17 protein-coding genes are annotated in these 17,723 nt (G+C 69.8%); all 17 read right to left on the bottom strand.

Going from position 1 to position 17,723, the window contains the following annotated elements; translation table 11 throughout:
- Positions 1–109 precede the first annotated feature (109 nt).
- A complete protein-coding gene (locus tag OXG55_01055; GenBank protein ID MCY4101843.1) occupies positions 110–1,291 on the bottom strand; it encodes an alpha-hydroxy acid oxidase in 1,182 nt (393 codons plus the stop codon).
- A 159-nt stretch (positions 1,292–1,450) separates the two neighbouring features.
- Complete coding sequence (locus OXG55_01050) at positions 1,451–2,431, bottom strand: 2-dehydropantoate 2-reductase (GenBank protein ID MCY4101842.1); 981 nt, start codon at positions 2,429–2,431, stop codon at positions 1,451–1,453.
- A complete protein-coding gene (locus OXG55_01045; protein ID MCY4101841.1) occupies positions 2,428–4,038 on the bottom strand; it encodes an AMP-binding protein in 1,611 nt (536 codons plus the stop codon). The genes OXG55_01050 and OXG55_01045 overlap by 4 nt, the downstream gene beginning before the upstream one ends.
- A gap of 133 nt (positions 4,039–4,171) precedes the next feature.
- Complete coding sequence (locus tag OXG55_01040) at positions 4,172–5,815, bottom strand: AMP-binding protein (GenBank protein MCY4101840.1); 1,644 nt, start codon at positions 5,813–5,815, stop codon at positions 4,172–4,174.
- Between the two features lie 140 nt (positions 5,816–5,955).
- The gene (locus tag OXG55_01035) at positions 5,956–6,345 is read right to left on the bottom strand and encodes a nuclear transport factor 2 family protein (GenBank protein ID MCY4101839.1); all 390 of its coding nucleotides are present in this window, start codon (positions 6,343–6,345) and stop codon (positions 5,956–5,958) included.
- The gene (locus OXG55_01030) at positions 6,342–7,445 is read right to left on the bottom strand and encodes an LLM class flavin-dependent oxidoreductase (protein ID MCY4101838.1); all 1,104 of its coding nucleotides are present in this window, start codon (positions 7,443–7,445) and stop codon (positions 6,342–6,344) included. Before OXG55_01030 ends, OXG55_01035 begins: the two co-directional genes overlap by 4 nt.
- Before the next feature lie 125 nt (positions 7,446–7,570).
- Positions 7,571–8,398 carry a CoA-transferase subunit beta gene (locus tag OXG55_01025; protein ID MCY4101837.1) on the bottom strand — a complete coding sequence of 276 codons (828 nt, stop codon included), beginning with the start codon at positions 8,396–8,398 and terminating at the stop codon, positions 7,571–7,573.
- The gene (locus OXG55_01020) at positions 8,398–9,285 is read right to left on the bottom strand and encodes a CoA transferase subunit A (GenBank protein ID MCY4101836.1); all 888 of its coding nucleotides are present in this window, start codon (positions 9,283–9,285) and stop codon (positions 8,398–8,400) included. Before OXG55_01020 ends, OXG55_01025 begins: the two co-directional genes overlap by 1 nt.
- Positions 9,286–9,301: 16 nt before the next feature.
- Positions 9,302–10,120: an SDR family oxidoreductase gene (locus OXG55_01015; protein ID MCY4101835.1), complete on the bottom strand. Its 819-nt coding sequence runs from the start codon at positions 10,118–10,120 to the stop codon at positions 9,302–9,304.
- A gap of 150 nt (positions 10,121–10,270) precedes the next feature.
- Positions 10,271–11,431 carry an acyl-CoA/acyl-ACP dehydrogenase gene (locus OXG55_01010; GenBank protein ID MCY4101834.1) on the bottom strand — a complete coding sequence of 387 codons (1,161 nt, stop codon included), beginning with the start codon at positions 11,429–11,431 and terminating at the stop codon, positions 10,271–10,273.
- 30 nt (positions 11,432–11,461) lie between these two features.
- A complete protein-coding gene (locus OXG55_01005; GenBank protein ID MCY4101833.1) occupies positions 11,462–12,853 on the bottom strand; it encodes an FAD-dependent oxidoreductase in 1,392 nt (463 codons plus the stop codon).
- A gap of 193 nt (positions 12,854–13,046) precedes the next feature.
- A complete protein-coding gene (locus OXG55_01000; protein ID MCY4101832.1) occupies positions 13,047–14,117 on the bottom strand; it encodes an LLM class flavin-dependent oxidoreductase in 1,071 nt (356 codons plus the stop codon).
- A gap of 45 nt (positions 14,118–14,162) precedes the next feature.
- The gene (locus OXG55_00995; GenBank protein MCY4101831.1) at positions 14,163–14,696 is read right to left on the bottom strand and encodes a VOC family protein; all 534 of its coding nucleotides are present in this window, start codon (positions 14,694–14,696) and stop codon (positions 14,163–14,165) included.
- A 23-nt stretch (positions 14,697–14,719) separates the two neighbouring features.
- Positions 14,720–15,868, bottom strand: coding sequence for an acetyl-CoA C-acyltransferase (locus tag OXG55_00990; GenBank protein ID MCY4101830.1), 1,149 nt, complete (start codon positions 15,866–15,868; stop codon positions 14,720–14,722).
- Positions 15,869–16,034: 166 nt separating this feature from the next.
- Positions 16,035–16,904: a hypothetical protein gene (locus OXG55_00985; protein MCY4101829.1), complete on the bottom strand. Its 870-nt coding sequence runs from the start codon at positions 16,902–16,904 to the stop codon at positions 16,035–16,037.
- Positions 16,894–17,094 (bottom strand): hypothetical protein, encoded by a 201-nt coding sequence (locus OXG55_00980; protein ID MCY4101828.1) that lies wholly within the window; start codon positions 17,092–17,094, stop codon positions 16,894–16,896. Before OXG55_00980 ends, OXG55_00985 begins: the two co-directional genes overlap by 11 nt.
- A gap of 374 nt (positions 17,095–17,468) precedes the next feature.
- A partial coding sequence (locus tag OXG55_00975; GenBank protein MCY4101827.1) for a type II toxin-antitoxin system PemK/MazF family toxin occupies positions 17,469–17,723 on the bottom strand: 255 nt, incomplete at its 5' end.

The following is a 17,723-nucleotide window of genomic DNA, read 5'->3' as shown; positions in this document are numbered from 1 at the left end:
AGCCCGAGGGCGGGGACGCCGGGGGGCGCTGGATCGATTTCGCCGGCCGATCCGCCGACGGCCACCGGAGGCCCCGCCCGGACAACCGCAAGCCGGACCGGGACCACAGCTAGCGGAGAACGGAGGCGTCGAGAGCTTCGTAGGAGTTGCGGCCGAGCAAGGCGAGGAGGCGGTCGACGTCGCCGCGGAGGATCTCGAGCATCCGCGCCACGCCCGCCTCGCCACCGGCGGCGAGCGGCCAGAACCAGGCCCGGCCGCCCATGGCGCAGGTTGCGCCCAGGGCCCGAGCCTTGATGAGGTCGGCCCCCCGGCGCACCCCGCCGTCGAGGATCACCTCGGCCTCTCCGCCGACCTCTTCGACGATCTCACCGAGCACGTCGAGGGCGGCGGGCAGGCCGTCGAGTTGGCGGCCGCCGTGGTTGGACACCACGACGGCGTCGGCGCCCTGCTCGACGCAGCGGCGGGCGTCTGCGGCGCTCATCACCCCCTTGATGAGGAGGGGGCCGTCCCAACGCTCGCGCAGCCAGGCCACGTCATCCCACGTCTTGGAAAGGTCGGACAGCTCGCGGTCCATGAAAGCGGACATGGACGCCATGTCGGTGTTGGGCGGCACGAGGTCCAGGAGGCTGCCGAAATGCACGGGCGGCCCGGAGGCGAGGTGCCACATCCAGCGGGGGCGGCGGATGGCCTCCAGCGCTTGGGCGGGGCCGATACTCGGCGGGATCATCATCCCGTTGCGCAGGTCGCGCTCGCGCTTGCCGATGAGCGGTACGTCCACCGTGAGCACGATCGCTTCGCAGCCGGCGGCGCCCGCCCGGTCCACGAGCCGCGCCACCACGTCGGGGCTGCGCCACAGGTACAGCTGGAACCACAGCGGCCCGTCGCTCACCGCGGCGATTTCCTCGATGCTGTAGCTGGAGGCCGTGCTGATGACGAAGACGGTGCCGGCGGTGGCGGCCGCCCGCGCCGCGGCCAGTTCGCCGTCGCGATGCACGAGGCGGGCCAGACCCGCGGGCCCGCAGATGAACGGCACCTCGAGACGACGGCCCAGCACGGTGACTCCCGGATCCCGTTCGGTGACGTCCACGAGCGAGCGGGCCGTGAAGTGCACCCGGTCGAATGCCTCGAAGTTGGCCCGCAACGTGATCTCGCCGTCGGCGCCGCCCTCCACGAAGTCGTAGACCAAGCGAGGCAGCCGGCGCCGGGCGAGACGGCAGAAGTCGTTGTAGGAGTGCGGCGGGGTGGAGCGGGGCCGCAGCCGCACCAGCCGGAGGAACTCGCCCGGCTTCACGACACGCGTCTCCGGTCCGACCTAGTGCTGCGAGGGCACAGGCGAGGCGCAACCGACATCATGAGCAGCCTGCCGGGCGGCCCGCCCGCAGCACCGGCAGAGCCGCCGGAACGTGACTTCCGGCCTCCGCCGGAACGACGGGACGGCTGCCTCGCAGCATCACTCAGCAGTTGCCCCGACATCCTCGCGGATCGCCGCGTCGATGCCGAACATCATCCGGGTGACGCCCGCCAGCAGCGGCACATCGAGGCCGCGCTCGGCGGCGCGCCGGGCGAACGGGGCGAAGACGGCATCCACCTCCAGGGGCCGGCCGCGCTCGATGCTCTGGAGGGCCGACACCTTCACACCGGTCTGTCCCGTTGCGACCAGGTGCTCGCCGAACTCGCGCAGCACCTCCAAGGCCTGCTCACGGGGCAGGGTCGTGAACGTGCGGACCCGCATGGGACCCGGCAGGTCGATCAGCGGGACCCCCTCGCTGCGCGCAACCAGGGCCGCCTCGCACATCAGGTCCAGGAACACCTCCCGCAGCGCCGGGGTGACGAACATCCGGTGGTAGATCGACCGCGTGAGGGCCACCACGCCCATTGCGGCCACCGCCAGCGTGGCCTTGGTCCACTGCACCGAGGTGATGTCGGGGCGTTCGGTGATGCGCTCGGGCAGCGCGGCGGCGATCCGGGCGGCGGTGCCGGGCGTGGTCCCGCCGACGTCGCCCACGTAGGTCGCCCCGGTGAAGCTGTACTCGGCCACGCCCGGGCCCACGAGCGTGCCGCCCACCATCGACACCCCCTCGACGGCGGCAGGGCCGAAGCGCTCCACCAGCGGGAGGGCCTGCTCCACGCCGTTCTGGACGGAGAAGGCCATGGAGCACCGGCCACCGTAGGCGGCCAGCAACGCGGGCACGTCGAACGACTTGGCGGCCACGAGCACCAGATCGGCGTCGCCGGCCGCGGCGGGATCGTCGGTGGCGTCGACGTGGCAGGTCTTCGTTCCGGCGTCGAACGAGCGGACCTCCAGACCCCGCTCGCGCACGGCCTCGGCGTGTGGGCGGCGAGCCACCAGCATCACCTCCGCGCCGGCGTCGGCAAGCCAGCCTCCGTACACCGAGCCGAGGGCCCCGGCGCCCAGCACGACGACTCTCATCGCCGGACCCCGGTCTCGGCGAGGCGGTCCCAGGTGCCGGGCGTGAGGCCCTCGGCACGAAGTTGGAACTTCTGGACCCGCTCGGAGGCGTTGCGGGGCAACTCGTCCATCCAGCGGATATAGCGCGGCACAGCGAAGTCGGCCATCCGGCCGGTGCAGTGCTCGACCAACTCGGCCTCGGTGAGAGCGCGGTCCGGCTTCAGCACCACGCAGGCCAGCACCTCCTCCTCGCTGAGCTCCGAGGGGACCCCCACCACGGCGGCCTCCAGCACGGCGGGATGCCGGGCGATCGACTGCTCCACCTCCCAGGAGCTGATGTTCTCACCGCGGCGGCGCACGCAGTCCTTCATACGGTCGATGAACGTGAGGTAGCCGTCGGCGTCCACGACGCCCCGGTCTCCGGTGTGGAACCAGCCGCCCCGCCAGGCCTCCGCGGTGGCCTCGGTCATGTCGTAGTAGCCGCTGAAGGTGGCGTTCTCGGGCCGCGAGCGCACCACGATCTCCCCCGCCACCCCGGGTGGCGCCTCGACGCCGGCCTCGTCGACGATCCGCATGTCGTACAGGCCCGACGGCCGCCCGGCGGTGCCGATGCGGCGGTCGGCCCCCTCGGCGGCGGCCATGCCGTTCTGGGTCACGATCGGCACCTCGGTGGAGCCGTACACCTCTGTGAGCCGCACATCGAACCGCTCCTCGAACGGCTCCCAGATGTCCGGCGGGCACGGTGCCCCGAACCCTCGCCGCACCGGGTGGTCGGCATCGTCGGGCCGAGCCGGCTGCTTCCACAGCATCATGAGCAGGGCGCCCATGTAGTTGAAGGCCGTGACTCCCTTGGCCCGGCACGTGTCCCAGAAGGCTCCGGCGCTGAAACGCTGCTCCAGCACGCAGCGGGCGCCCGCCTCCATGGCGACGGTGACCGTGGTGTACCGGGCGTTGATGTGGAACAGCGGGAAGGCCGTGTACAGGACGTCGTTCGGGCCGTAGCCCATGAGCCAGCGTGTCTGGCGGGTCAGCCGCAGGTTGGCGGCGTGGCTCAGCATCGCCCCCTTGGGCGGCCCGGTGGTGCCCGAGGTGTAGAGGATCACGGCGGTATCGGTGGCCTCCAGCGCCGGCAGGTCCGGCGCCGCGTCGCCGTACAGCGACGGCAACTCGTGCACGGCCACGCCGCGACCGAACTCCGGCGTGCCCGGGTCCCCGCCATCCGGGCGGTGGAGGACGACGTGGCGAAGTTCGGGCAACTCCGGCATCACCTCCACCAGCCGGTCGGCGAACTCGATGTCGCAGACAACGGCCTGCGAGCGGGACTGCCCCAGCACGTAGGCGAGCCCGTCGCCTCGCTGCGCGACGTTGACCGGAACGTCGACGATGCCGCTGCGGGCCATGGCGAACCAGGTGTCCACGCAGGCCAGGCTGTTGCGCATGATGACGGCGGCCCGATCGCCGGGCGCCAGGCCGATGCCCGCGGTCAGTCCTGCGGCCAGGCGGTCGGCATCGGTGTCGAGCCCGGCGTAGGACTTCGCCGCGCCCATGGCCTCGATGGCCTCGCGGTCGCCGTTGCGCTCGGCACAGGCCCGCAGCCACGGGCCGAGGGTCATGGGCTGGTCCAGCACTGGATTCCGGCCTTCGCCGGAATGACACTCATACTGTTCGGTGTCCCCGGCGGGTGGCGGGCCTGACCCTCCGGAATGACGGAGGGAGGGCACTCGTACGCGGAATGACCGAAGAGGGACACTGGACGCGACTTCAGGTCAGGCCCAGTTCTTCGCACAGTTGCTCTTGCAGGCGGAACTTCTGGATCTTCGTGGCCGAGAGGGGCCATTCCTTCACGAAGCGCACGTAGTGCGGGACCTTGAACGAGGCGATGTTGCCTTTGCAGTAGGCGATCAGGTCGCTCTCGGCAGCGTCGGCGCCCGGCATGAGCTCCACGAAGGCGGCCGGCACCTCCACGTAGCGCTCGTCGGGGATCCCGACGACCTGGGCGATCGCCACGGCATCGTGGGTCTGCAGGTAGGACTCGATCTCGACGGCGGCCACGTTCTCACCGCCCACCTTCAGCATGTCCTTGACGCGGCCGAGGTAGCCGACCCGCCCGTCGGCGTCCATCCGCCCGATGTCGCCGGTGTTGAACCAGCCCTCGTCGTCGAAGCATTCCGCGGTCTTGACGGGATCCTTGTAGTAGCCCTCGAAGACGTTGAAGCCCCGGCACCAGATCTCGCCCCGCTCCCAGGTGGGCACCACCTCGCCACCGTCGAAGTCCCGGATCTGCACCTCGATGCCCCGGAACGGCCGCCCCGAGGTGGTCGAGCGCACCTCCGGCGGGTCGTCGGGGGCGGTGAAGGCCACGACACCGCCGCACTCGGTGAGCCCGTAGGCGTTCATGTGGGCCATGCCGGGCAGCATTCTGTGGATCTCCTCCAGGGCGGCCGGTGAGGCGACGTTGTTCATGAGCCGGATGCTGCTCAGGGCCGCCGGGTCCCAGTCGGGGTGGTTCAGCATCACCGTCGTGACCGTCGGGAACGTGGAGAAGCAGATGGTGGCGCGCTCGTCGCGCAGCTGGGCGATGGCCACAGCGGGGTCGAAGTGGGTGAGCGTCACGTAGCCGGCGCCCGCCTCGATGCAGCCGATGAGCGGCAGGATCGAACTCATGTGGAACAGCGGCAGCGGATCCCAGAACACGTCCGCGGAGGTCATTTCGAAGCGCTCGCAGCCCACCGAACTGGTGCGCACGAGCTGCTCGTGGGTCATCGGGCAACCCTTCGGCTCCGCGGTCGTGCCCGACGTGTACATCATCATGGCGATGTCGCGCAGCGCCACCCGGCTGCGCAGCAGGTGCACCGTGTCGAGCCCGACGCCCTCGGCGGCCGCTTCGAAGCCGGCCCGGTCGATCATCCCCGCCGGTGAGGAGGTGCCCAGAAACACGACGCTGCGGAGCTCGGGGACGGCCTGCAGGCGCAGGTCATGGACGTCGGGCGCCTCGGCGAGACCCTCCAGGCAGCCGTGCAGGATCTCTACGTAGTCGGTGTGCTGGTCGATGATGTCGCTGGTGACGAGCAGGCGCAGGTCGGCGTCGCGGGCCACGTAGGAGAGTTCGCGGCCCTTGAAGCGGGCGTTGATGGGGATTACCGGAGCGCCGATGAGTGCGGCCCCGAACATGACCTCCACGAAGTCCATGCAGTTGGACATGAGGATGCCGACGTGGTCGCCCGGCCGGATCCCGAGCCCCAGCAGTGAGCGGGCGGCCCGCTCGGCGGCCTCCAGCAGCGAACCGAACGTGTGGCGCGTCTCGGGGAAGACGACGGCGTCGCCGTCGGGATGGCGGGTCGCCGCCCGCACGATCAGGTCACCGAGCGTGGTGACCTCCACCCACTGTCGCTCCGTGAAGCTCATGACTGTCTCCTCGGTCCAGCTTCGGCCACTTGAGAATGTTCTGCGCTCAGCCGCCACGCCAATCCCTGCGCCAGGCCCTGGATTCCGGCCTTCGCCGGAATGACGGGCAGAACTCGGCGGCATTGGTCGGCCTGCTGCTACTACGACCCCGGAGAACGTAACTGGCGTTCCAGGTGAGCGCTGTCGAGCCACTGCGTGAGGCGCACGATGCGGCCGTCGACGATGTCGAAGATGTCCACGGCCTCGAAGCTGATGTCGGTACCGGCGGCACTGCGGCCCTCGAAGTGGATCTCGGCCACGACGGTGTCGCCGTCGCAGATCAGCCTGGTGGGGCGGTCTGAGTGCACAGGGAAGCGCTCGAAGATCTTGGCGAACAGGTCGAGCGCGGCCTCGGATCCCCGGCGGGGCCGCGAACCGCACGCCGTCAATGCCACGTCGGGGTGCAGGACCTGGCGCAGGGTGTCGAAGTCCTCGGCGTCCACAGCGTCGAAGTAGCGCCGCACCACGCTGCTGGGCGATTGGGTGTTCATGGCATGTCCCGCAGGATGTCCTTCACCTCGCCGAGGGCCTGGAAGGACCAGCCTGCCAGGTCGGGATCGCCGAACGGCGTGATGTTCCACATCACGAGGTGGCGCAGCCCCGCAGCGTGGTACTCGGCGACCTGCTCGGCGATCTGTTCCGGCGTGCCGCAGAAGCAGTAGTAGTCCACGACCCGCGGCGGGATCCCGTCGATCACCGCCAGCGCCTCGGGGCGGGACAGCGACGCGGGCACCAGCGCGTGGAAGCCCTCGGGGGGCTCGACGCCCAGCGACTCGAACACCTCGGCGGGCAGCATCACCATGAGGGCCCGCACCATGGGGGCCTCCTGCAGGCGCCGCAGCGAGGCCTCGTCGGGCGCCACCAGCACGTAGGCCAGCAGCCCGGGCGTGACCGCCTCGGCGTCGCGGCCCGCTTCCACCGAGGCCTGGCGGATGGTTCCCAGCGCCTCGCCGTAGCGCTGCGGCGACAGCTTGGTGGGCAGCCAGCCGTCGGCGAGGCGGCCGGTGATGCCGAGCATGCGGGGCCCGTGCGCGGCGGTCCACAGCGGCGGCGGGCGGTCGGAGTACGGGGCGAGCCCCAGCACGGCGTCCTTCAGGCGGAAGTAGCGGCCCTCATAGTCCACCGGGCCGTCGGCGCCCCACAGCAGGCGGATCACCTCGATGCCCTCGGCCAGGCGGCTCACCGGGCGGGAGAAGTCCACCCCGTAGGGCACCACGTTCATGCGCTCGCCCGAGCCGAGCCCGAGGATCGCCCGGCCCTCGGTGAGGTGGTCGAGGGTGAGGGCCATGTTGGCCACCATGGCGGGATGGCGGCGCAGCAGGTCGGTCACGACCACGCCGACGCGGATGCGGCTGGTCTGGCTGCCGACGACGGCCATCATCAGCATAGGGTCGAAGTAGGTGTGCGGGCTGGGCTGCACCGCGGCGAACGGCGTCATGTCGGGCGTCCAGACCGAGTCGGAGTGCCAGCCCATCAGGTGGCACGGCCACCACACGGCGTCGAACCCGTCGGCCTCGTTGCGCCGCGCCAGCGACACCGCCCGGTCCGCCGGCGGCATCAGCTGGCCCGGAACGCCGATCTGGATGTCCATGGACTTGCTCCGCTCCTACGCCGTCGAGGACGATCCGGCCGGCAAGGTCGGTGATCGGCTCCGCCTGGATTCCGGCCTTCGCCGGAATGACGAGTCAGGACTCGGCGACATCGCGGGCAAGTCTGCTAGCGGCGGCGGAACTCGCGGTGGCGCGTACCGTGCGGATCGATCACTTCACGGATGAGGCGCACCTGCTCGGCGGTCGGCTTCGGGGTCACGGGCACCCCGCCGGGCGGCAGCGCCGGCTCGAAGCCGGTGGCCTCCAGCACCTGCTCGACGGTCACCCCGGGGTGCACCGAGCGCAGCCGCATGTGCTTGGTGTCGGGCTCGAAATCCATCACGCAGAGGTTGGTGACGACGAGTTCGGGACCGCCGGTGAGGCCGAGGCGCTCGCGCTCGTCGCCTCCGCCCAGATAGCCGGCGCAGGAGACGAAGTCCACCCGCCCCACCAGGGATCGGGGATTGTGGTTGGGGTTCCAGTAATAGAGGAGCTTGCCGATCGAGCCCATGTCGGCCAGGCCGGCGGTGCCGGGGAGCCGGACCTTCGGGGTGTGGAAGTCGCCGCCGATGACGGAGTTGTTGGCGTTGCCGAAGCGGTCGAGTTGGGCGGCGCCGACGCAGAACTTCTGCAGCCAGCGGCCGTTCTGGGCCAGCGTCCAGAAATCCCCGTACTGCTCGACGTACATGAGGGCGTCGCGCCACAGCGGGGACTCCAGCGTGGAGGCCGGGATGGGCCCGGGCCGTGGCTCCAAGCCCACCGCGCCGGCCAGCCAGACCAGGTCGGGGGCGTGGGTGAGCTTGGCCAGCTGGAAGGCGGCGACCGGCAGGAAGCTGGCCATGCCGTTGCAGGCCTGGTCGCCGTCGCTGAAGCACGAAGCCAGCACGGCGATCATCAACTCGTCGACGGTCCAGTCCTCCGCCGGCGGCGAGTCCAGGTAGGCGGGCGCGCTCATCAGCCCGTCTCCCAGCGCGCCAGCGCAGCCATCCGGTCGTCACCCCCGACGGCCTCCAGGTACGCCTCGTGGCCGGCCGGGCCATGCACGTAGCTGTCGAGGAACTCCTCGGTGGCCTCGTCCGAGCGGGCGGCCGCCACCCACGCCAGATGCAGCGCGCCGTCGTAGCCGTACAGCGGGTTGAACGAGGTGGGGTGCGCGCCCCAGGGGACCTCCACGACGGCATCCACCATGAAGCCGGGCAGGATCGTGCGGTCGGGGTTGGCGCGCAGCACGTCGCTGTCGACGATCTGCTCGGTGGTGACGATGACGCGGCGGGCGGCCTTGGGCATGATGCCGATGTCCGGCCACAGCGCCGTGGGCTCGTACTGCACGTTGCCGTGGCGGTCGGCCCGGTGGCAGTGGACGAGCGCCACGTCTGGCACCAGCGCCCGGCACGCCACCACGGGCGGGCCGCCGAACGGGTCCTCCAGCAACCTCAGGTTCTCGTTGATGTCGATGAGGTCGGTGCCGATCATGCCCCGGGTGGGCAGGAACGGCAGGTTGCGGGCGCCGGCGCCGAGCCTTGCGAGCAGCGCCGTCTCGGACAGTTCCTCCATGCGGATCGCTCCGGCCTCGACGGCGCGGCGGTAGCGCTGCGCCAGGCCGAACTGCTCCATCGACACGGCATTGCCGATGAAGCGGTTCATGCAACCGGCCGCGGCCAGCCAGTCCAGGGCGATGCCCCCCACCAGGCACACCAGTCCGAGCTCGCGGCGCCGCTGGCGGATGAGCTCGCGGACCATCGCCATGGGCGCGGCCTGCGTGGCCATGTTCTGCAAGGCCACGACGTCGCCGTCGGAGACCAGCGACGCGGCCTCAGCGAGCGTGGTCTGCTTCACCTGCACCGGCCCGCTCCCCCGCTCACACCAGCTCGATGATCTCGCGGCCGCCGTGCAGCTCGATGACCTGCCCGCAGCAGTAATCGCTGGCCGCAGACGCCAGCCACAGGCAGGCCTCGGCCACGTCGTCGGGCCGTCCGGGGCGCCCGATGGGGATCTGCGCCTCGATCCGCTCGACGAGTTCGGGCGCCATGCCGAGGCCGGTCTCGGGGTCGCGGGCGCTCGTCATGCGGGTGCCGGCGATGTAGCCGGGCGCCACGGCGTTGACACACACGCCGAAGCGCGCCCACTCCCGGGAGACCGACTTGGTGAGCCCGATGACGCCGGCCTTGGCGGCGGAGTAGTTGGCGTTTCCGGCGAGGCCGTAGATGCCGTTTATCGAGGCCACGTTGACGATTTTCTTGCAGCCCTCGGCGGCGATCTGCGCCCGGTCGGTGCGTCGCAGCCAGGGCGCCGCGGCCCGGATCATGTTGAAGGTGCCGCGCAGCACCACGTCGAGGACCGCATCCCAGTCCTCGTCGCTCATGCGGTGGACCATCACGTCGCGGGTGATACCGGCATTGTTCACGAGGATGTCAAGCCCGCCGAGCTGGTCGGCGGCCGCGGCGACGATCCCGGTGGCGTCGTCGACCACCGAACCCGGCGCCGTCGCGGCCCGCCCGCCGGCGTCTCCGATGGCCGCCACCACCTCGGCCACCGCGGCCGCGTCCGTGTCGTTGACGGCGACTGCAGCGCCTGCGGCCGCGAAGCGGCGGGCAATTGCAGCGCCGATCCCGCGGCCGGCGCCTGTCACCAGCGCCACGCGCCCCTCCAGGGCCCCGTCAGTGTCGCCCGGGTTCATCTCAGCCCCCGCCACTTGGCCGGTCTGGATTCCGGCCTTCGCCGGAATGACGGATCGCTGGGCGCCGGCCTTCGCCGGAATGACGGATCGCTGGGCGCCGGCCTCCCCCGGAATGACGGGTTCCGGTCTCCGGCGCCATGGGTCAGGCCCCTAGAACGATCGGGGAAGCCCGAACGACTCGGCGATGCTGTTGCGGGCCATCTCGTTGCTGATGGGGCCGATGCGGTAGAGGCGGGCGTCCCGCCAGTAGCGCTGCATGTTGGTCTCGGCGGCGTACCCCATGCCGCCGAGCATCTGGATCCCCAGGTCGGCGGCCTGCCCGGCGTACTCCGAGGCGCACACCTTGGCCATGTTGGCCTCGATGCCGCAGTCCCGGCCCTGATCGGAGAGCCAGGCGGCGTAGTAGGTGAGCAGCTCGGCCTGCTGGCGCCACATGGCGATGTCGGCGATGAAGTGCTGCAGAGCCTGGAAGGCGCCGATCTTGCGTCCGAAGGCCTCCCGCTCGTTCAGGTGCTCCACGGCGTCCTCGAGCACCGCGTCCAGGATGCCGGTGCACAGCGCCGCCACCATGACGCGCTCGTTGTTGAGCGTGGAGAGCATGCGGTAGAAGCCCATGCCGGGCTCGCCCACCACGTAGCGGTCGGGCACGAACACGTCGTCGAGGAACACCTCACAGGAGCCCACGGCGCGCATCCCCAGCTTGGGGATCTGGCGGGTCTCCAGACCGTCAGAGGGGTTGGGCACCAGGAACAGCGTCACCCCGTGGGCCGGCTTGTCGGGGCTGTCGGAGGTGCGGGCCATGAGGAACAGGTAGTCCGAGACGTGCGCCGCGGTTGACCAGATCTTCTGGCCGGAGATCCGCCAGCCGCCCGGCACCTCGACCGCCCGCGTCTTCATGGCGCCCATGAGGTCGGTGCCACCCGAGGGCTCGGTGACCGAGATCGCCACCCGGATGTCGCCGGTGGCGAGGCTGGGGATCAGCTCCTCGCGCGCGTCCTGGCGGGCGAAGGCGTCGATGGACTTGGCGCAGAACGAAGAGATGCCGAAGATCCAGGTCAGCCCGGCGAGGGAGCGGGCCAGCTCGCGGGTCAGGATCATCTGCGTGAGCACGTCGCCGCCGGCCCCGCCCAGTTCCTCGGGCAGGCCGATGGCGTGGAACCCGGCCGCCGACATCTTGTCCCAGAGTTCGAACGGGTACTCGAACTCCTGCATCTCGATGTCCCGGGCCACGTTCTTGGGGCACTCCCGCTCGACCCAGGAACGCACCGTCTTGGCGAAGAGCTCCTGTTCGGGGGTGAGCGAGAAGTCCATACGGGTTGCCGTTCTTCGGGGTCTCGTCGGTCAGTAGCGCCAGCCGTCGCCGAAGAAGGCGATGCGGTGGCCCAGATAGTCCTCCACGCAGGTGAGCGCGGCACGGGCGGCCCGGTCGGTGCCGATGCCGCGGCTGCGGAACGTCTCGGAGGCGAAGTAGAGGCCGTCGACGTTGGGGGCGCGCCAGTGGGGACGGAAGGTGCCCACCAGCATCGGCTTCTGCACGACACCGAAGGGCGGGTCGAAGACGAGTCCCCGGCGGCGCCACACGTGGTCGCGCAGGCCCGGGTACATCTCGAACAGGCCCGCCTCGAAGCGGTCGTACATCTCGCTGACGTAGCGGCGGTCGCGGCCCTTGGAGCCGGGGATCACGCCGCCGGTGCAGTAGAGGTGAACCCCCGGCGGCGTGGAGTCGGGGTCCATGGCGGTCTGGTCGTACATGAACCCCGGCGTGGGGCTGTGCGGGGTGGCCAGCCAGGTGGACAGCTCGCGGGGGTCGTACATGGTGACCGGCTCCTCGGTCGCCAGGTACAGCCCCAGCCACGTCACCCGGTAGGCGTCCTGAGCGAGGTAGCGGATCTGGTTGACGTACCAGTCCGGCAGCTCCCAGTCGGGCACCACCCGCAGCACGCTCCACACCGGCAGGGTGGAGATGACGCAGCCGGTCTCCAGCACCTCGCCGGGCTCGACGTCGTTGGGCACGATGACGTTCTCGCGCCCCAGCGCCACGCCGACCACCGAGCCGTTCTCGATGAGCACCCGGTCGGCGGCGCAGTTTAGGCGCACCTCGCCGCCGTGGCGACCCACGGCGCCGGCCAGGTCGCGCCACATGCCGTCCCAGCCCTGGCCGGGCCAGCACGAGTAGGCGGCCATGTGCCGCTCCTCGTAGTGCATCTTGCGGACCCACAGGTTGTCGCTGGCCGAGTGGTCCCACCAGTTGTCGGTGAGGCACTCCAGCACGGCCAGGAACTCGAAGAGTTCCACCACGCTCTGGTCGGTGGTGTGCTGGTGGATCCATTCGCGCAAGGGCCGGTCGTCCCAGGCCTCCAGCTCGTCCCAGGAGGTCTCGACGAGGGCCTTGATGACCTTCTTCAGCTCGGTCTTGTTGCCGCTGTAGCGGTCGCGGATGGAGCCCCAGCGGCGGGCGTCGTTGTCCCACACGGGCATGTCGTGGGACACCTCGCCGTGGATCAACTCCTCGCCCACGTACTCGAAGATCTTGGTGATGCCCGAGCCGCCGTCCTCGATGAGATGCCCGCCGAGGTTGACCTTGAAGCCCTCGTCATCCACCGCCAGGGCGCGGCCGCCGAGATGCGGGGACCGCTCCAGCACGCAGACGCTGCGACCCTCGCGCGCCAGCAGTGCGCCGGCCGACAGCCCGGCCGCGCCAGCGCCGATCACGACCACGTCGTAGCTGGCCATCAGGATCCTCTCGCTCGGGCACAACGAGGGGTCGATGACGGCCGCTCTGCCGGCTCACCCCTCCAATGTTGAGCGTATCAAACGGTCGTTTGACACACAAGATGGATGACCGAGGGTCAGCACTCGCGGTGATGCACCGGGAGTGCCGGGCAAGCGCCAGCCGGACCGTTGAGCAACAGGGTGCAGCGCGTGGTCACGGGGCGCAGCGAAGCACCGTCTGCAGGGAACCCTCGCTGTCGCCGGGCACCGCCCCGGTTGGCAGCAGGATGGGGGTGTCGATGCCCACGTCGCGGTACTCGGCGATGCGGCGGCGCACGGCGTCCTCCCCCACCGCGCAGACGGCGTCCACGACCGCGTCGTCCACGCAGCCCAGTGCCCGGCGGCGACCGCCGGCGGCCCAGGCCTCGGCAGCCTCGGCCAGGAGCGGGAAGCAGCCCGCGAAGCAGTGCTGATGGGTCGGCACCATGGCGTAGGCGAGGACCGCCCGGCGCATTCGTTCCCGCGCCTCGTCGGGGCGGTCACCGGCGTAGCCCCAGAACGAGCAGACCAGCTCCACCGAGTCCGGGTCTCGCCCGGCGGCCCGCGCCGCATCGTGGACGATCGCACGCTTGGCCGCCACCTCGTCGGGCGGGCACCAGGCCAGGAAGGCACCGTCGGCCGCCGTGCCGGCCAACCCCAGCATGCGGTCGCCCATGGCGCCGAGCCACACCGGCACCGGCTCGGGCGGCGTCATCTGCAGGCGGAAACCCTCGCAGCGCAGCTCGTCGCCGTCGTAGCTGATCTTGCCGCCGGCCATGGCCCGGGCGAACAGCTCCAGGTACTCGCGAGTGGTGGTGTAGGGCTTGCGGAACTCGATTCCGTGCCAGCGGCCCACGATGATGGGGCTGGAGGCGCCGAACCCGGCCACGATGCGACCGGGGGCCGCCGAGGCGAGCGTTGCGAAACCCATGGCCGCCAGGGGCGCGGGGCGGGTGTACGTCGCCAGGATCCCCGAACCGAGGCGGATCCGGCGGGTCCGGATCGCGGCCATGCCCATCAGTGAGAACACCTCCGCTCCGGCCACCTCGCCGCAGAGCGCCGTGTGATAGCCGGCCTCCTCCGCCGCCGCGTAGAGCGCCAGGAACTGCTCGGCGCTGAGGCCGTCCTCGACGGGCATGGTCATGCCGTAGCCGGCGGTGGGAACCTCGCCGCCGCCAACCGGCAGTTCAGAAGGGGACCCGGTCGCCGCGGCGGCGTCCTTGGAGGGATCGGCGGGCTCGGGCACAACTGCGAGGTGGTCGGTCGACGTGGCCGGGGCGCGACCGCCGACTCAGCCGGCGAACCGGTCGTGGAGTTCGGCGGCCAGGTCGGCGTTCTCGGCGTTGTCGGGGTGCGGAAGCCACTCCTCGCCGACGGCCAGGTAGCGGGTCGCCAGCTCGATCAGCGGGCCGTGCGCCACGCTGGGCGGCAGGAAGTTCCAGCGCAGCCAGGGCTGGGTGTCAGGGTGGCTGGCCTCGTCCATCACCAGCGGCAGGCCGGCCTCGCGCACCCGGTCGATCATGCCGTCGAAGTCGTCGGAGCAGAACGCCAGATGGTGTACGTACTCGCCGCGCCGCTCCAGCACCTTGTCGGGCCAGTGGCCCGGCTCGGCCGGCGACCACAGCTGGATCGAGACGCCGCGCGGGTCGGGGTTCTGGAAGGTCAGCCAGCGCATCGGCGTGCCGTCCACCTCGTCGAGGCCCTCGCCGCGGGTGATCTGCATGGTGTGGCCGGGCGAGAGCACCTCCAGGATGCGCGTCCAGTCCGCCTCGGCCGCATCGAGGTCCTTGACCAGCAGCGAGACGTGGTCGAGATGGATGCCCATGGCTGCTCCTTCGTCGGTTGCGGCTACGCGGCTTCGAGGATTGTGGCGTTGGAGAGGCCGCCGCCCTCGCACATGGTCTGCAGCCCGAGGCGTGCGCCGCTGCGGCGCATCTCGTGTACCAGGGTGGTCATGATGCGGGCGCCGCTGGCCCCCAAGGGGTGGCCCAGGGCGATGGCGCCGCCGTTGACGTTCACCCGCTCGGGGTCCACGCCCACCTCGGCCTGCCAGGCCAGGACCACCGAGGCGAAGGCCTCGTTGCACTCGAACAGGTCGACATCGTCGACGCTCAGGCCGGCCCGCTTGAGTGCCATCTGGGTGGCGGGAATCGGACCGGTGAGGATCAGCACCGGATCGCTGCCGGTGACCGCCATGGTGTGGATCCGGGCCAGCGGGGTGAGGCCGTAGCGCTCCACCGCAGCCTCCGAGGCCACGAGGAGCGCGGCCGCCCCGTCGGTGATCTGGCTGGACATGGCGGCGGTCAGCGGACCGAACTCGCTGAACGGCTGCAGCGCGGCCATCTTCTCCATGGAGGTGTCGGGGCGGATGCCCTCGTCTCGATCGCAGTCGCCCACCGGCAGCACCTGGCCCTCGAAGCGCCCCTCCTCCCAGGCCCGGTGCGCCTTGGTGTGGCTCTGCAGCGCCAGGCCGTTCATGTCCTCACCGGTGATCCCCCAACGCTCGGCGATGAGGTTGCCGCCGCGGAACTGGTGGATCAGCTCGTCGCCGAAGCGCTCCGTCCAGCCGGGAGCGTCGAACGGGTAGCCCATCCCGAGTTGCGGCCCCACGTCGCCCTGGCTGTTGAGCTTCACGAGGCTCATCACCTCGGTGCCGCCGGCGACTATCAGGTCCATGGTGCCCGACATGATCGCCTGGGCGGCGAAGTGCACGGCCTGCTGGGACGAGCCGCACTGCCGGTCGATGGTCACCGCCGGCACGTGCTCGGGGAATCCCGCCACCAGCGCGCAGCTGCGGCCCAGGTTGAAGGCCTGCGCCCCGATCTGGCCGACGCAACCCCAGATGATGTCGTCCACCTCGCCGGCGTCGACGCCGGTGCGCTCGACGAGCCCGCGCAGCACGTGCGCGCCCAGGTCCACCGGGTGCACGTGGCTCAGCCCCCCGCCGAACCGACCCATGGGCGTGCGGACCCCGTCGATGATATACGCCTCGGTCATGCTCGATCCTCCCGATCGCTGTCGATCGCGTGCCGGCCGCTGCGCGGCACCGCGCCACGCTACCGGTCCCCTCCCCCGGCGGGCAGTCCCTCATCGGAGTCACTCCCCGCTAGTTTCCGAAGCGCTCCTAACGCATATCACCGTGGACGGTGCCGGATCGAGCGCATTACGGCTCCCTCACATTGAACTGGAACGATACTCTGCGACCTTCAATGGATACACTCTCGTTGGGATATGCACCAAGCAACGCCACATACCTAGTGTGCAGTCTCCACAGCATGTCCCACTCATCGGACTGCCCAGGCATGTAGAGGATCGGGAGCCCGAGTTCTTTGGCTTGCTGATGGCCTATCGTTGCCGAATGGAGTGCATGACTCTGGAGTTCTTTCGCGATCGTGTTGATCTCTTCTGTATCAGGAGGCAGCAGTCGAAGGCGCAGTAGTTCGGGAACAAGTTCTTCAGTGCGCCGTATAGCAGCCTTTGCGGTCTGATAGATGACCGCATCGATGTCAGCCAGCAACGACGCATAAAGTTCAAATGCTTGAGGATTTTCCTTCGAGCGCTCCTCCAAGTCCTCAACAATCGCTACTATGTCTTTGGCAGGGAAATACTGGCGTCGTCTTTGCAGCGGAACCTGTGGATCGATTGGTCCGAGTGCCGACGTGTCGCTCATGACGATCGTCTCTGCTGCGAGTGCGAGGAGCGTTGCTGCCGAGGCCGCCATGTCAGCGACGATAATCCGGAAATCCTCTCGTCCTCCGTGGCACATTGAAGCCATTCTCAGCGCCGTCTCTCCATCTCCGCCAAGAGATGTCAGCATCAAATCGAGTGGATCACCTCTGCCTACGTCATTGATCGCGTCGGCAAATGGCGTGATCACAGTTTGGGCGATCGGTCCGTGGACAACGATCAACGAGCGGCTGGTGGCCTCTTCATATTGACGGATTTCAGTCTGACGCTCATATCGCGGCGCGTTTAGGGCACGGAAGAATGGACTCTGCAGAGGCGCGGCCAGCGCGTCCTTGTCAGAGGACACTCAACTGCTCCATCTCCAAGTCGCGACAGTCGCCAGAGCGCCACTCGCCCTCGCGTTGCTTGACATCGGCGTAGCGCTGTTCAACTTGCGCGGCGGCTTCCTCGCGGAGCTTGCGCGCCCGCGCGACACGGGATGGCAGTGACTGATCGGCCGCGCGTTCTTCGGGGAGGAATGGCGGGGTATAGGTCATGGCTGGGTCTCCTCCGGGTGGCAGCAGTTGCTCCTGATAGCAACGATACAGCGTCCATGTGACACCGGGCGTCACGACCGGCACTCGCCGTCGGATGAGGAGGAAGGGTGGGCACCGCCAGCGTGGGACCAGATTCGGCGGTCGGTGGCTTCTGTGTGTTGTTTCGAGGTGAGGGTAGCCGGGGCCGGGGGTGGTGGGGGCGGACCAGAAGAGTTTCGGGGGCGCTGGCAGACCATCGGCGCTTGGGCTTGGATGGCAGGCGAGCGGGTCTGCGACGAGGGAGCATGAGGATGACGAGACAGGTGGATCACCCGGGCGTCGAGACCCCCGACCGGGTCGGGTGAGTGCCCGCGGTCATTGGGTCGGCGGCCGCCTCAGAGTTCGAGCAGGTCGGCGATGAGCTCTCGAACCTGTCGCAGCGCCACGGGCCCGATGTTTATGCCCGTCGCCTCGATGACGCGGTCGACGCTGACGGTCGTCGGCAGGTGTGCCTGGGCGACACCGAACCTACCGATGTCGACTTCGCTCAACCATCCTCGCCTCGCGGTCGTGCAGGGCACGACGACGATGGCGTGTTGCCGGAACTCCAGCACATCGTCGGAGGTGACAACGATCGCCGGTCGGACGAA

The sequence above is a fragment of the bacterium genome (assembly GCA_026708055.1).
Taxonomy (GTDB): domain Bacteria; phylum Actinomycetota; class Acidimicrobiia; order Acidimicrobiales; family CATQHL01; genus VXNF01.
Note: the sequence above shows the minus strand (reverse complement) of the source record. Positions and strands in the feature narration are given on the sequence as shown.

Coding starts and splice junctions, on each gene's coding strand:
- OXG55_01050 (MCY4101842.1), bottom strand. CDS start 2,431: ATGAGAGTCGTCGTGCTGGGCGCCGGGGCCCTCGGCTCGGTGTACGGA.
- OXG55_01040 (MCY4101840.1), bottom strand. CDS start 5,815: ATGAGCTTCACGGAGCGACAGTGGGTGGAGGTCACCACGCTCGGTGAC.
- OXG55_01035 (MCY4101839.1), bottom strand. CDS start 6,345: ATGAACACCCAATCGCCCAGCAGCGTGGTGCGGCGCTACTTCGACGCT.
- OXG55_01030 (MCY4101838.1), bottom strand. CDS start 7,445: ATGGACATCCAGATCGGCGTTCCGGGCCAGCTGATGCCGCCGGCGGAC.
- OXG55_01025 (MCY4101837.1), bottom strand. CDS start 8,398: ATGAGCGCGCCCGCCTACCTGGACTCGCCGCCGGCGGAGGACTGGACC.
- OXG55_01015 (MCY4101835.1), bottom strand. CDS start 10,120: ATGAACCCGGGCGACACTGACGGGGCCCTGGAGGGGCGCGTGGCGCTG.
- OXG55_01010 (MCY4101834.1), bottom strand. CDS start 11,431: ATGGACTTCTCGCTCACCCCCGAACAGGAGCTCTTCGCCAAGACGGTG.
- OXG55_01005 (MCY4101833.1), bottom strand. CDS start 12,853: ATGGCCAGCTACGACGTGGTCGTGATCGGCGCTGGCGCGGCCGGGCTG.
- OXG55_00995 (MCY4101831.1), bottom strand. CDS start 14,696: ATGGGCATCCATCTCGACCACGTCTCGCTGCTGGTCAAGGACCTCGAT.
- OXG55_00990 (MCY4101830.1), bottom strand. CDS start 15,868: ATGACCGAGGCGTATATCATCGACGGGGTCCGCACGCCCATGGGTCGG.
- OXG55_00980 (MCY4101828.1), bottom strand. CDS start 17,094: ATGACCTATACCCCGCCATTCCTCCCCGAAGAACGCGCGGCCGATCAG.